This is a genomic window from Halomonas sp. 3A7M (genome assembly GCF_014897875.1).
GTDB lineage: Bacteria > Pseudomonadota > Gammaproteobacteria > Pseudomonadales > Halomonadaceae > Vreelandella.
Genome location: NZ_JABUZD010000008.1, coordinates 1 through 15,270 on the forward strand (window position 1 = coordinate 1; position 15,270 = coordinate 15,270).

Consider the following 15,270-nt stretch of genomic DNA (forward strand, 5'->3'; position numbering starts at 1 on the left):
GCTGAAAGCCGCATCATGGCGCGGGTTTTCATGCATTTTCCCTGTCCGGATACTCGGCCAGGTACCAACGTGGGTCGAAGCTCGGACAAGGTCGCCGCCCGAGACGCTCCCCCACGCGCAGGTAGTGCGCCTCCGGCGTCAGCCCGGAGAGCGCCACATCGGGATACGTCGTCCGGTACCAGTCGGCATCGAACCAGGGGGAAGCGCTCAACGAATCATCACTCTCACGCACCTACGGGTCACCTCGATCCACGACGGCATAAAACGACGATGGCCCGAGCGCCGACGCGCAGGGGCCACCGTGAAAACCAAGGAGATACTATCGCGCTACGTAACAGGGCTGCCAGGCCCACACCGCAAGCCGCCACCGTCTCAGCCCTTGTCCTTGCCCTGCTCTTCCGGCAGGGAGAAATCCAGCCCCAACGCCCGTTCGGGATGGGCAGCATCACCGTCACTCACCGCCACCGCTGTCTGTGGCATCGGTGCCGGGGCAACTGCCTGCGCACCAGGCCGGGTCAACCGACCCAGCCCCTTCTCCAGCGGGTAGTATTCCAGCTCAAAGCCATGGTCCTTGGCCCAGCGTTCGCAGATATCCTTCTCTTCCTGGCGGATAGTGTCATCCATCCACACCTCGGCCTTCGACGAGAGCTTGTCGGCCAGCGCTGGCAGCGCCGGGTAGCGGCTGAACAGGCAGGTCGCTCCAGGCGGGCCATCCACCCATAGCAGATCAACGTTATCGATGCTTTCCAACAACGAGACCGGGTACCAGCGTGAGGGCTTCTCGGCATCCTCGGGGTTCAGGTGTTCGCCTTCCCAGGCTTCCAGGTCACCGATCCGCAGATCAACCCAGTCTTCCAGGCGCTCCGCCTGGAGCGTGCTGAGGGTCTGGGCACCGTAGTGGTCGCTATGCTCGATGGAGATCAGCTTGCCGACGCCGTTCTGGCGCAGGGCATCGGCAATCACCAAGGTAGAAGCGCCGCTGCCGAACTCGACGATGACCCGAGGGCGAGTCGCCATGATGTGCGCATGCAGGCGCAGCAATACGTCGGGCGAGGTCGCCCAGCCCCGCAGCGGGGGCAGCTGGCCCTTGATCTTCAAGCGGCGCTGCAACCAGGAGAGGCTTTCCAGCTGGGCGTAAAGGCGGTTCTGGACGATTACTAGATCTCTAGTGACCTTGCCCGCACTATCCTTGCTCGCTTGTAGCAGCGTGTTCTCCAGCGCTTTCAGCTCGTTCGAAAGGGTTTCCACGGCATTCTCATTATTGGTTTTGGGCGAGTGGAGCTCTTCAAGAGTCAGGGTAGCAACGTACTGGAGGCTCGGAACTTTACTCTCATTCGCAGGTTATAACAGCTACTAAGAATAACAGGCCAAGCCACACAGCATCATCTAACAAGCGCGCATTAACTCCACGGAGCTCGAGAAAAACACCACCGCCTCCACAAGCTAAGTAAAGCGAAAAATCGTTAAACCTTAATATCAAAATACTTGCTTAATGAAGATATCTCTATTTCCGGCTGAGATTTATATGTATTCACTAGATGTGAGCTATATATGTCTGACGTATTATGTATAGATCTAGCCCAAGAAATCTCCCTTGGATCTATAAAAGTTGGCACTCTCTCTTCTACATTTATGTGATTTCCAAGATTATATACGGAGATATACTTGCTCTCGAAAGAGCCCTCTTTAGAGTTAAACTTATTAATCCAAGCGAGGCCAATAGCTATTTTCGGCGCCTTCTTCAAATGCGCACTTGCTATTTTCTCGTTGTCAAATATCAAACCAACTCCATAAGAGAAAGTAATACAAACACCAACAAACCTATGATCTAAATAGGGCTCAAAATTTTTCATGAATTTTTTCGAAACTGCATCGTCATCATCTAGTCTGATAGTGCTATATAAAACATCCTCCCCCATTTTTTCAAGCTCACTTTTCACAGTCGAGCCGACTTTTATAAAAACATGCTCATCAACATCAACATCAACTAATTTTATATAGTCATATGGCTCTATAAGCTTTAGCAGACGCTGTTTGAAAACAGCAGGAAGCTCAGTTGAAACAAAAATAAGAACAGTGGAATTTTTGCTGAAAGACGACAAGGAAGGAAGAGTTATTCTCTCAAATATTTCCTCACGCTTTTTTAGTCTTCCCGGATCAAATAGCTTCTCTCTATACTCCTCAAAAGATATCTCTTTACCAATCTTCCAAGCTGACGTTTTAGTGAGCACGCTATATATAATCGTTACAAAGTTATGCTTTTTCATTTACATTAACCTTTCCGGAAAATTAAAAATATTACTAAGAAATAGAGCTGGATTACTTTAGCCCCGACTTCTATTTAATTGGGAAAACTGAATCTTTTCGTGTACACCGAGGTTTGCTCAGGAATCTCACATATTCAGGCGAAGTTTTCAAGTAGAAATTCTAGTGCTAGTCGCTAGCTTTTATTTAACCAACCCAAACCTACAATAAACAAAAACCCTTAAAGACCAGGAAGCTCTTAGCGAAACAAGAGGCATGGTAAGTGAGAATAGGCTGATGAGGTTTTTTTCAAAAAACCCTAAAGGTAGATAGTTAAAAAACTATTCTTTAAGCTCACGTGCCGACCAGGTCTAACAAAGAAAATATCGCCCAAGTAATTATTCTTTCCAACTTTAAGCCCATTGATAGTGTGGACAATCTCATCCTTCGGGGGCGAGACACCTCTCACAACACTTGCAAAATAAAAATTCGACTTCACATCCATGAGCTTTGAGATTTTCTCGATTTCAGAGAGACTTAAATTTTCCACGCCGTTTCCTACTAAAAAGTAAGGTGGTGCAGAGTACCCTATTGCTTTTTCAAGATACGCTTCACGCAGAAGCTTTCCGATGTTCGAAATATCTCTATCGTCCAAACTCCTATAGTCTTTTAGCTGATAATCAAACCGAAGCGGAAGAGTAACCGCATTATGTTCAACGCAATTTTCATAGGGGACTAGGTCATAATCTAACTCCATGACCAACTCATCTTTTGGAAAAGCTTGTTCAAGATCTTCAGCATCTATAGAGGAATGGCTCATCCTAGCATTAGCCAGCAACTGATCTAGCGAAGTGTCTAAAGGCAACGGCTCTGACCTTGGTTCATAGGTCGTGGAATACCAATCAAGAAACTTGAACTTCCATGCATCATCAAACCTACTCGATATCCAAACACTGGGTATTCCAAAGGCTTCAGCAAAAATCAAACCATGCAAACTCTGCGATATAACCACCTCAGACTGAAGCATCTGATCTAAACTATCAACATTGTTAGTCATCATATTAAAATAGCATATATCCTCTCGCCCCCTGAATTTATCAAAAACTTCTAGATCGTAAAAGGCATAATGCGGAATAACACATGCTTTGAATTTTTTCTCCAACTTTCGCTGCTGATAATGTTTTTTCATTAGATAGCCAGGATCACCTACCGGTATATGACCGACATCGTGCCCATGATCTAACAAATACTTTCGTGTAAGTTCACCCCGAACTGCTTTGAAATGGGACGTCGGAATTTCGATCAATTTGTGATCTGGTTTTAGAAGGCCAGAGCCCCAAATAAAACTATTTTTATTTATCAAGAAAAATATACTTCCAACTCCCAGCAGATGCTTCTCAGCACCTGTGAAGTAGGGCTCAGCGCCAGAAATCTTTTTTATCAAAAATGGGGTTATTGCGTCACCCAAATTTCTAACGGGACAAAACATTCTATATGGCAAAACCTTCATCATACACCCTTTTCTCAAGATTTATAAAATTCCCAGAAACAAAACGTAGACCTTTTAAAAAGCATCTCGTGCATTCAAAACACAAAGTCCATGCATAATCACCCTAGCCAAGATGTCATAGATTGAGAGAATGACCTATAGAAGCATTGTTTGCAGGCTTGCTAAGGTTCCAGTGTGGCGGATAGATAAAATTGAAACCTTCATCAACTGGGGAACCTTCAATACATACCGACTCAAAAAAAGAAAATTTATTTGAATCATAATTATTAAAACTTATTAAACTACCTTTTGGGATGAACAACTTAGATTCATCGCTTAAATTACGAGAATGCATTGGCAGTTTTTTTAAATATGTATCTTTTAAAGCGACGCCTTTAAAACTATAAGGCGGACATTTATTAAAAATACTTTTAGCAACACCTCTCACTCGAGTTGCCCAAACGACACTAGCAAGCTCATTATCCATATGGTGGTCTTTTGCATTTTTGTTTCTAAACTTAACATTACAAAGGCGACCAACTTCATCAATAAATCCTGAGCTTGCATCAATATAAAAAACCCCTAATCTCTCAAATCTCTCCTTTAGCTTCTCACTAAAAATCAAAGTTGTTTCAGTTCTTTCATGCTGGCTTGCAGAAACTTTTTTGCGACGCTCAGAAATAACTACACCTGCATGATCTTTGTCGTTAATTGTAGGCAAAGTAGGCGAAGTAATTCCTATATTAGAAAAACCTTCTGCTTGCAACTCTTGCACAAAATCAACATAAGCGCTTATTGATTTATCCATCTCCTCATTTAGAGAGGTTCCATATTTTTTGGATCGCAACCAAACTAAAATACCACAGTCAACCTCACCCAGCTGAAACAATATCAGAGAAGTCTTTTCTTTATCTCTCAAAAATTCTTTGAATCTCACGGCTGCCTGAGTGAAAGAATCATCGTTACGTAATCCAGCTGCAGTAGCAGCGGAAACTGTACAAACATCAACTTCGAAAGGGTAATAGAGACCATTTCTCACCCCGTAACTAAAATAAACTGTATGACTATCGCCTAAAATACATATCTTATCCATTGACTAAATACCTGAAGAGCATATCAATTTATAAAAAACGACCGCATGGCTTTATGCGAGACACAAAAACCACCAAGTATTTTTTACTGTAATACAATAAACCTGCACGGAAAAATATCGCTACTAAAAAATTAAAACCTATCGTATTTAAAAATCACAGACACTGTATTCTAAGCAATCAGCCACTACCTGGGTTTGCTTTCCAGACAATATCTCTTCATCCGAAACCCCCCAAGTATGCTTACTTGGGTCTGCTCTAAACTGAATAAAATTGAAAGGATCAGCCGCATAAATCTTGTGTCCAGCCGCCTGAATATTCTTAATAAAGGTGCTGTCTTCACCCGTATTGCGCGACTCGAACTTAACCTGATCAAACACTTTCTTCTTGACCAAAAAGGTGGGGCCAGCAACAAAATCCACGACACGGTGCTTCATGCCAGGGAATCGCTTTATCAGCTTATTAGAGCCTGAAAGATACATGAATAGCTCTTTTTTACCCACCATCCCATAGTCGCCAAAGGTAAAGGGAATCAGCATGTCAGAGAGGTAATACTCAAAATAGAAATCATCATCATCCATTTTGGCAATATATTCGCCTTTGGCGTGTGTCGCAGCATGGTTGAAACGCTCGCCAAGGGTAATGTCTTGACTATCGTTTACGATTACCTCAACGCGCTTCAGGTTGGATGGCTTTGACTTCAGCTTATCTAGGAGCTCATTTCGCTGCGCGTCGCTAAAGTCTTGCAGCATCAAAATCAATTCGCAATTGGGATGATTCTGCCTCGTCATATTCTCGACAATACGATCGATCATATTCGGACGGCGTGTACAGGTAATAATGCTGACAAGCGGCTTGTTTTCACCCGCTTCATAGCCAAGTGCCTGCTTGATCGACTGCAGGCGGTGCGTGTAGGTGTGCTTGGTCATCACCTCACGATACCCAAGGTGGGAAGTCTTCTCCCAGTAATGCTCATCCGTCAGTAGCTTCTCGATAATCTTATTGGCCTCCTGGGCATCATTCGCCATATGGACGATGCCTGAGAATTGCTCTTCTATTGCCTTGGAGGGCGTAGAAACCACGGGGGTACCACACGCCAGCAGCTCATAGACGCGCCGAGACATCATCGTCGGCGAATCGACGATAGTGTTTACATTCAAGAACACCTTGAACTGCTTGTAGAGTTTGACTACCTCATTAAACGGCACCGCATCACGAATAAACGGCTGGAATTGGTCAGGGAACTTGTATCGATCATTACCGAGTTTCGAGAACCTGTCGTAAATCGCCCCTTTGAACTCTATTATTGAGGGAAGCAAGGCGTGCATCTGCCGCTTACGCTCGTCATGCCCCACACTGTAATAAGAGCCAGCAAAGCAAACAGACTCTGCCTCTTTACGGAATCGATCAGATGGGTTGCAGATTTTTTGCTGGGCCGCAAAGGGTACTGCGTACACGTCTGCCTCTGGCACGTCACGCTGATAGTCCGACACCTTGTTTGAATCGGTTGTAAAAATAATATCCGCTTGCTTGGCAATCGGCAGGTAGCGGTCATAGTGCATTGGGTCTTCTTTGTTCCAGAAGACCACAGGCATTTTTCTTTTCTTTAGGCGGGGAATCAGATCCAGCAGTGCCTGGGCATTGGCATGCTTCAAACCAGGCGACGTAAAGGCATACTCCCAAGCTCCGCCATTGCCCTTCCAGCAGCTTTCCAGGAAGGCAAACGTGGCAGTCGAGTGACCGACTTGATTTTTATAATTTTTCCTGTCGATTCGGAAGCTTTTGAACTCATGCTTCCAGCACTCTTCCGAGATTTCATCCATTATCGAGATGGCTTTGAAACCTACGGGTACTTTCTTAAGCTTTTTCTGTGTAGCAACAGCGGGTAGCTGATTCGCTGCAGGGGCTTTAGGCTCTGTAGCTGCTATCTGCTTCCTCGGCGCTACCGGCCCAGCTTGCGTCTCAACAGCCGACTTCTTGGCAGTCTTGGCTTGCGCCTCAACCATCGCCTTCTGACCCGCAGCACTCCCCTCCCTCTTCAGCGCCTTGACCATCGGCTCGGTATGCGCGGAGAACAGCAGCTCGGTACTCGGCTTGGGCGCCGGCAGCTTCAGTGACCTCTGAAGGGCTGTGGCCAAGCTTGCGGCACCCCCAGTCTTGAAGCTCACTACGCCTTCGTATTTATCAGCATACTCGGCCAACGGTGCCACGTCAGATACCACTAGACGCTTGCCATGGGCCAGGGCCTCGGCGGCCTTCATAGGCGGTACAAGTTTGCATACCGCTAAGGGCTTGCGTGGTATTACTACGCTATCAAGCAGGGCGTAATAGTCTGCCACTTGATCATGGGGTACGCGGCCTACTTGAATTAGCCATGGCGCTTGTTCTGCTTTTCCTACTTGTTCATTACTATCTTGTTCATTACTGTCGCTTACTACGGTAGTAATAGGCTGATCATCACCTACTAACAGTAGTTTTAGTTTTTCTCCTGCTGCGACTAGCTGGGTACAGGCATCGAGTAGCACCTCTAACCCTTCATAGGCGCTAAAGCTGCCAATATAGCCGATGACTTTTTCGTCATCTGTAATTCCCAGTTTTTTCTTGAGTGCTGGGCTTACTGGCTTAATATTCGGTAGTTGACTGACGCCATTAGGCACTAGCGCAATGTTGCTCGCTTTAATACCGCGCTTCACTAGCTCATCTTTCATGGGCTTGCTAAGCGTGAATACGGTTTGCGCCTGTTTAGCAACGAACGCATCCCGTTCAGCTTCTAGCTTAAAGGCAGCGGTATTTTTATACTCCGCTTCGCGGGCTGCCCGTGAAAGCTCCCAGAAGCCACGCACTTCATTGTAAAAGGGTAGCCCCAAGTGCTTCGCAGCAATCCAGGCGGGTAGCCCTACCGCATGGTTAGAAGCCGCTAGCACCGCGCTTGGGCGGTATACTTTAAAGTGTTCAACGTACTTTTTTACGTTCGCTTCTAGGCGCTCTTTATTACCTACTGGTGCTTTATCGTTTTGCCAGCGGGTATGAATATAACGTACGCCTTCAATGGTGGATTCTGGCGCCACCTTACTCTTGGCATGTAACTCCCATGGCCTGCCAGGGCGCACAAAACATAGCGTTTCAAACCCATGCAGGTTAAGTGCTTGGGCTATTCCTTGCGTTCTAATCGCATACCCATTGCTGGCGTAGGTTTGGCCGTGGCTAACTACGTAGGCAATTCTTCCCTGTATAGGCGCATTAATCGGGTATGCTGGTTTTTCCGCTAATGTAGAAGCGTATGAGAGCAGCTCGTCCATGGGTGTCCGTTGGTGAATAGTGAATGGTGAGGAATAAACGCCCTTCGGGCTAGCGAGGGGTTTGCCTCACCCCTCGCGCGCAAAACGCTTAACCTAGCAGGCCGACAGCATCGATAACGCTGGCTTTTTCGCGTACTTTCTCAACGCTTTGGATAAACGGTTTATGGTTCACTAAGACACACACTACATCTGCTTGAGTAAGGGCTTCTTCTAACGTTACAAGCGTTACGTTAGGCTGTTGAAGCGTTTTGGGCAGTGTTTGAATATTGGGCTCTACTACTTGCAAATGGCAGCCAAGCGTTGCAACTTGCTCTGCAATGCCTAATGCGGGGCTCTCGCGCAGGTCATCAATATCAGGCTTAAAGGCAACACCAAGACAGGCCACGGTTAAATCACTGCGTTTGGCATCAGGGTGTTGCTGATGGTAGACCTCTAATGCCTCTTTTACCCGGCCTAATACCCAGAGGGGCTTGGCATCGTTAACTTCACGGGCGGCACGCACAATTTTGGCTTGCTCTGGGCAGGCATCCACAATAAACCAGGGGTCTACCGCAATGCAGTGGCCGCCTACGCCAGCGCCAGGGGTCAAAATATTGACACGCGGGTGGCGGTTAGCCAGGGCAATCAGTTCCCACACGTTAATATCTAGCTCATGACAGATGGTGGAAAGCTCATTGGCAAAAGCGATATTGACATCACGGAAGCTGTTTTCAGTGAGCTTGGCCATTTCTGCCGTGCGGGCGGTGGTGGCAACACATTCCCCTTCCACTACAATTTGGTAAAGCGCACAAGCCGCTTCGGCACACTTCGGCGTCATGCCGCCAATCACCCGGTCGTTTTCTACCAATTCGCGAATCACATGGCCGGGCAACACACGCTCTGGGCAGTGGGCAATGCGAATATCCGACGCTTCACCGTGGGTTTGCGGGAAAGTGAGATCGGGCCGCGCTTCGGCTAGCCACGCGGCCATTTGTTCTGTTGCGCCGATAGGGCTGGTCGATTCCAACACCACCAAGTTACCCGCTTTCAGTACTGGGGCAATGGATTTTGCAGCTGCTTCTATATAGCTGAGATCCGCTTTGTGATTTTGGCCGTTTTCATCGGTGTGGAACGGCGTTGGCACCGCCACCATAAAGGCATCCGCCGGTTCAGGCGTGGTGGTTGCACGCAGGTAGCCTCCAGTAACAGCCGCATGCACGACCATGTCTAGCTCTGGTTCTACAATATGGATGTCGCCGTTATTGATGGTGTCGACGGCATGTTGGTTAACATCCACACCAATTACTTTTTTCTTACGTGAAGCGAAAACCGCAGCGGTAGGCAGGCCGATATAGCCCAAACCAATCATAGAGATAGTGTCGAATTGCATGTTTCATTCCTTGATAAAATTTATTAGCCACGGACCCTCACGGACGACACGGACAAAACCATAAATACTTTTTAGCTTTTAAGTTCTTAGGTTGCTTTTGACCTTGTCCGTGTTTTCCGTGAGCGTCTGTGGCAAAAAAGTTGTCAGCTTATGAGCTTGCTAGCACGTCGCGGATGCGTTGACAGGCTTTGCCGTCGCCGTAGGGGTTGTGGGCGTAACTCATGGCGTTGTAGGCCTGCTCATCGGTCAACAGAGCCTTCAGCGCACTGGTAATTGTTGTCGCGTCAGTGCCTACTAGTTTGACGGTGCCTGCTTCTACGGCTTCTGGGCGTTCCGTGGTGTCACGCATTACCAATACGGGCTTACCTAACGACGGTGCTTCTTCTTGAATACCGCCGGAATCAGTCAAAATGATATGCGCTTGGTTCATTAGGTAAACAAAAGGCAGATAGTCTTGTGGCTCAATAAGGTGAACGTTTTCAACATCTGCCAACAAGCGGTTAACCGGCTCGCGTACATTCGGGTTAAGGTGCACGGGGTAAAGAATTTGTGTTTCTGGGAAGGCTTTGGCGGTATCTGCTAAAGCTTGGCAGATGCGCTCGAAGCCACCGCCAAAGCTTTCCCGGCGATGGCCGGTAACTAATATCAACTTCTTGTTGGCATCTAGCATTGGAAAACGTTTTGCTTGTTCTTCTGCAAGCGCTGGATTAGCTTCCAGTTTTTCAACTACCTCTAACAGTGCATCAATTACCGTGTTGCCAGTCACGTGGATATCGGCTGGGCCTACGCCTTCATTAAGTAAATTTTTCTGTGAAGTAGACGTAGGAGCAAAATGCACGGCGGCCAGAGCTCCAGTTAACTTACGGTTACCCTCTTCAGGCCAAGGGGAGTACAAATTACCGGTGCGCAGGCCTGCCTCTACGTGACCAACCGGGATTTGCTGATAATAGCAGGCAAGGGTGGTGGCAAAAGTGGTAGCCGTATCACCGTGAACCAGCACTATGTCTGGTTTGAAGTCTTCCAATACGGGTTTCAGCCCCTGAAGTATCCCGCAGGTGACATCGTTGAGGTCCTGACCAGGCTTCATAATATTAAGGTCGTAATCGGGCGTTAGCTCGAAAAGATCCAAGACTTGATCCAACATCTCACGGTGCTGGGCAGTCACACAAACCTTGGCTTCAAAGCGCTTGTCTGTTGCAAGCTGTAACGCCAGCGGCGCCATTTTAATGGCTTCAGGGCGTGTACCAAATACCGTTAAAACTTTCATAACTTCCCTTTTCCTTGCCTATTGTGCGACGTTTTCGAGCAATTGGTATTCGAGTTCTTGGCAGCGCTGGTAGTAATGCTCTAGCAAATACTGTGTTTCGCTTAGCTGACGCGACTCTGCTGGCGAACCTGGCAACGCTGGTTCTTTAGTGCTGCTGGTTTTTAGGCGTTGTTCGCAAAGCATAATATTAGTTTTAAAAAGCGCACTACCGTAGGTCGCGGCCGCTTTTTGGTAGAACGTTAGCGCTTCGCGATAATTACCTTCGCGGTAGTGCTTTGAGGCGCTAGCGACAATGCTGGTGGTCACATCCATGGTGGCTATGTCTCGATCGCTAATAGTTAGTAGTCATTACTTGTCTTGTGTACACCGGGTGATATGCTGCCCCAGCGCATTAACGGTCTTTTTAAGGTACGCTTGATGTTCTTCAAATTTATTATCTAATGCTTGATGTAAAGCAGTCACTGAAGCTGCTATCGCCTGCTGCTTTTCAAGCGTTGCTTGCAACGCTTCTACTTCAGCTTGTTGCTCTGTTAGCTGCTGCTGTAGCTTCTTATTTTGTTGTTGCAATTGTTCATACTTAACCTGTTGTTGACGCAGCTGTTCTTCGCTATCTTTCAAATGTTTTTGATAGTCAGCCTGTTGCTGTTCATGCTTTTTAGCTTGCTCTATCTGCTCTTTTTCTTGCTGGGCTTGCTGTTTTTCTGATTCTTGCTGGGCTGTTTTTAGCTGTTTTGCTAACTTGGCACTTCGCTTCGCTTCTTCCTTCCAGCGGTAGTAGTAAGCGTGGCGGGTAAGCTGTAACAGGGGTAGGTCTGGGTCTTCTTCATTGCGAGCCTGTAGCTCAAACCCGTGCTGTTCGCACCAGCTGAGGATTTCTGCCACTTCTGGCGTATCTTGATAAAGCGGCACGCTACCTACCCGTAGCCAGAGCTGATTCATTTGCTGATCATGCTGGCTACCGGCTAAGGCTTGTAACGTTGGCCATACAAGCTCTGGCTGCTCCACTACCAGCATATCGACTGCTTGGCTTCCAATCTCTTCTAGTAACCCTGCAACACTTTTTAGTGCTTGCGTGTCACTTTCAATAAGCTCAAGCCCAGGGTAAAGCGTATAAAGACCCGAGGCTGGCTGACTTGCATTAAATTCCGGTAAATTAAACTCGTAATAAGGTAGCTCGCCGCTCGCTTCCGCTAACTTGGCTATTTGCTGTGCTGCGCTGGGAATAGCCGCTTGCACTTCTTGCCACTGCGCTTCTTGTTGGGTAGGCGTGACAAACAGAGCCTTTTCTGTAGAGATACTTTCTAATAACGCTAGCGTTTCTGGCCTAAGGGGGCCGATGTACAGAATATTCGCGTGGGTACTGAGCATGTGTCGGTCGCTTTTATTTGCTTGAGCCTAAAGTCGCGCTGGTGTCACTAACGTTATGCGGCGTACGCATTATTGTGTAGCTGGGGCAGGAAGCTGTTGCTGCGGCCTAGCAGGCAACCGTTCTTCAAACTGGCCATGGCGCACATAGTGAAGTAACGGATTTTGCCCTGATTCTGCAACATCGGGATATTCACTTAGGTAGAAATAGGTGTCGAACTTATCGCTTGGGTTTCGACCCTCAATGGCGCCAAACTTCAGAAAGTGTTCGGCTGGGGCAATTCCTGAGGTTTTTACATCAGGGTACTGCTCACAGTACCACTGGGCATCAAAGAAGGGGCTTTCATTAATGGCCGCAATTTGTTGCGGTAACGCACGCTTAAACGGACGGCTATAGCGGTAGGCTGCGGCAGCGTTACGGTGCCCGCTTACCCGCAACCATTGCACTACGCTTTCATATTGGTGGCGCTCTAGCTGATGCTGCTGCTTAAGCACATTAATGGTTTTTTGGCGGGTTTCCGCTTGTTTCTTGTAATGCTCACTGTTCTTACTAGTTTTAACTAGTTGCTCTTGTGTTTCATGTAGCTGACCTACAATCAGCGATTTTTCTGTGTTTTCCTGATCTAACACACGTTGCTGCTGTGTAGCTGCTTTTTCTGCTGCCGTAAGCTGCTTTTTAAGGTTTGCACTGGCTTTTAAGGTATTTTCTTTTTCTTTGATTTGTTGGCTAAGTGCTTCTTGAGTGCTGTGCAGTTGTTCCGTTAGCAGCGTTTTTTCTGACGCTAGATCGTTTAGCTGCTTACGCAGCTGGCTGGCTTGCTTTTCAACTGATGCTATTTGTTCCGCTAATTCTTGGTTAGCCAGCTGGCTTGCGGCTTTTTCGCTAGCTTCTTGGGCAAGTGCTTCTTGGGAGGCAGTTAGCTGTTGCTTGAGTTGGTCTTTTTCTTGACCGAGTTGCGTGCGCTCTTTAAGTGCTGTTTCCAGCCTTTTTTGTAACTCTTTTTGCTGCTTTTCAGTCTGTCTTTTGAACTCTTCCTGCTGTTTAGCCACTTGCTCCGCTTTTTCGATTAGCTGCTTCTCTTTTTGCTTGGCTGTTTCAGCGGCATTGCGAAGCGCCACTTGGTGCTGTTCGGCAGTGGCTGCTGCGGCTGTTTCTAGCTGGGTGATGCTTTTTTTAAGTTTTTGCGCTTGCTGCTCTTTTTCTTTTACGTCCTTTTGCAGTTGGCCGATGGATTGCTGTTGTTCATCCAGCTGCTCTTCTTGTTTTTTAGTTTTTTTCCTGAGCCAGTTTAGCTTAACTGTTTTTTCATTAAGCTCTTCTTCTTGGCTCTGGTTTTTGAGTAGACTTTCTTCAAGCGCTTCTTGCACTTTCATTAGCTGCTCTAACAGCGCGGCATTTTCTGTTTCAACGCTGTGTGCATGATCTTGAAGGCGGGCTTGCTCTTGTTCTAGCTTTGCGTGCTTTTGTTGATGTTCAAGCGTTCGCTCTTCAAGTGCCTGCTGCACCTTGGTTAACTGCTCTAACAGCGCGGCATTTTCTTTTTCAATGCTGTGGGCATGCTTTTGTAGGCTAGCCTGCTCTTGCCTCAGCTTGGTTACGCTTGCCTGCTCTTTTTCCAAGGCGGTTTGTGCTGCCTCTCTGCCTTGCTGGCTCTCTTTTAGCGCTTTTTCAAGTTTTTCGTTGGCTTTTTCTGTTTCTAGAAGCTGGGCATTTTTTTCCGACAGGCGCTGGCTAACTTCTTCTACCTGCTGCTGCTTCGCTTTGCTTTTGGCCTTTTCACTACTGTGTTCTTGGTTAAGCTCTGCTAATTGTTGCGTTAATTGGCTACTGTGTTCTTGTAAATTTGATAGCTCGGTTTTTACAGCTTGTAGCTCTTTTACCTGCGCTTGCTGCTGTTGATGCTCATTACTCAAGTAGTGCAGGCTTTGTTCTACCGCTTGCACTACTGGCATTTGCCAAGAGGAGGCACTTGCACTACTGGCTTTCAGGTAGTTATGAGCTTGCTGAAGCAGGCTATTTTCTTGGACAAGCTGTGTCGCCATTAAGCGATATAGCGGCGCAATATACTCAAGCGTAAGGCTAGCTGCTTCTGGAAGCGCTTCGCTAATAGGCGCTCCTGGCACATAACCATGTAGCGATACTTGGCGACGTTTTGTTTTATATAGCTTGAGAATGAGATCTGCTTGGTGGCTCCATTGCCATAGAGCTTCTTTTGGGCGGCTGGCGTTTTGCAAGTTTGCAGCCAGCCACGCTGCTGGATGCGGCCACGCAATAACGCATTCACGCGTCGTATCTATTTTCAGCCAGTGTTCTAGCGCTGATACGGCGCTTTCATCAAAGGCATCAACCAGCAACGTTTGATTTTCAGCTTCGCTGGGGTGCCCAGTTGCGATATCGCTTAGTGTTAGTTCAGTCGCATTCTGCTCGCGCACGTCGGCATTTGATTCGACCTTGAATTTATCGGTTCCTACGTACACGACTAAGGACATGGTGTGGGCAGCTCCATTCACTTCTTTTGTGTTCATTAATTTTAATTAAAACGAGGGGCGTTTAGCAAACTTACGCCGTGCTGATCTTTGGCTGACAGCACAGGCGGTTGGCTGTTTACCAGGGGCCATTGAATATTAAGTGTGGGGTCGTCCCAACGCAGCGACACTTCATCCCCTGGGGCGTAGTAGTCGGTGCATTTGTACTGAAACTCAGCTTCTTCACTGGTGACATAAAAGCCGTGGGCAAAGCCAGGTGGTACCCATAGCATTTGCTTATTCTGTTCATTCAGGGTTGCCCCCACCCATTGGCCGAAGGTCGGCGAGCTTTGGCGCATATCCACTGCTATATCGAACACTTCTCCTTGGGTGACACGCACTAATTTACCCTGTGGCTGCTGGTGCTGATAATGCAGGCCGCGCAGGATTCCGTGAGCAGATTTGCTGTGGTTGTCCTGCACAAAGGTGTGGTGACCACAGTGGGCTTCGAATTCGCTTTGGCGAAACGTTTCCATGAAGAAACCACGTTCATCGCCGAAGACCTGGGGAGTAATTAACACCACATCGGGAATGGCGAGTTTTTCGTATTGCATAGCTGGTAGACCACCTAAATTAGCAGGGAAAATGCATGAAAACCCGCGCCATGATGCGGCTTTCAG

At 47.5% G+C, this 15,270-nt stretch carries 11 protein-coding genes; all 11 read right to left on the reverse strand.

Annotated features, from left to right (window positions below; genetic code table 11):
• Window positions 1–372 precede the first annotated feature (372 nt).
• The 11 genes from INT19_RS00485 to rfbC all read right to left on the reverse strand — a co-directional run bounded on the left by INT19_RS00485 (window position 373) and on the right by rfbC (window position 15,204).
• A complete protein-coding gene (locus INT19_RS00485) occupies window positions 373–1,248 on the reverse strand; it encodes a class I SAM-dependent methyltransferase (protein ID WP_319022169.1) in 876 nt (291 codons plus the stop codon).
• A 215-nt stretch (window positions 1,249–1,463) separates the two neighbouring features.
• Window positions 1,464–2,267 (reverse strand): glycosyltransferase, encoded by an 804-nt coding sequence (locus INT19_RS00490; protein ID WP_193059293.1) that lies wholly within the window; start codon window positions 2,265–2,267, stop codon window positions 1,464–1,466.
• 296 nt (window positions 2,268–2,563) lie between these two features.
• Entirely contained in the window at window positions 2,564–3,757 is a 1,194-nt protein-coding gene (locus INT19_RS00495; protein WP_193059294.1) for a polysaccharide pyruvyl transferase family protein, read from the reverse strand.
• A 112-nt stretch (window positions 3,758–3,869) separates the two neighbouring features.
• Window positions 3,870–4,826: a hypothetical protein gene (locus INT19_RS00500; RefSeq protein ID WP_193059295.1), complete on the reverse strand. Its 957-nt coding sequence runs from the start codon at window positions 4,824–4,826 to the stop codon at window positions 3,870–3,872.
• A gap of 147 nt (window positions 4,827–4,973) precedes the next feature.
• Window positions 4,974–8,123 carry a glycosyltransferase gene (locus tag INT19_RS00505; protein ID WP_193059296.1) on the reverse strand — a complete coding sequence of 1,050 codons (3,150 nt, stop codon included), beginning with the start codon at window positions 8,121–8,123 and terminating at the stop codon, window positions 4,974–4,976.
• Window positions 8,124–8,211: 88 nt separating this feature from the next.
• Window positions 8,212–9,492, reverse strand: coding sequence for a UDP-N-acetyl-D-mannosamine dehydrogenase (gene wecC, locus INT19_RS00510; protein WP_193059297.1), 1,281 nt, complete (start codon window positions 9,490–9,492; stop codon window positions 8,212–8,214).
• Between the two features lie 148 nt (window positions 9,493–9,640).
• Complete coding sequence (gene wecB / locus INT19_RS00515) at window positions 9,641–10,759, reverse strand: non-hydrolyzing UDP-N-acetylglucosamine 2-epimerase (RefSeq protein WP_193059298.1); 1,119 nt, start codon at window positions 10,757–10,759, stop codon at window positions 9,641–9,643.
• Between the two features lie 18 nt (window positions 10,760–10,777).
• A complete protein-coding gene (locus INT19_RS00520; protein WP_193059299.1) occupies window positions 10,778–11,071 on the reverse strand; it encodes a hypothetical protein in 294 nt (97 codons plus the stop codon).
• Between the two features lie 36 nt (window positions 11,072–11,107).
• A complete protein-coding gene (locus INT19_RS00525; protein WP_193059300.1) occupies window positions 11,108–12,127 on the reverse strand; it encodes a hypothetical protein in 1,020 nt (339 codons plus the stop codon).
• 69 nt (window positions 12,128–12,196) lie between these two features.
• Window positions 12,197–14,614: a hypothetical protein gene (locus INT19_RS00530; RefSeq protein WP_193059301.1), complete on the reverse strand. Its 2,418-nt coding sequence runs from the start codon at window positions 14,612–14,614 to the stop codon at window positions 12,197–12,199.
• Between the two features lie 41 nt (window positions 14,615–14,655).
• Window positions 14,656–15,204: a dTDP-4-dehydrorhamnose 3,5-epimerase gene (gene rfbC / locus INT19_RS00535; protein WP_193059302.1), complete on the reverse strand. Its 549-nt coding sequence runs from the start codon at window positions 15,202–15,204 to the stop codon at window positions 14,656–14,658.
• Between the last annotated feature and the right edge of the window lie 66 nt (window positions 15,205–15,270).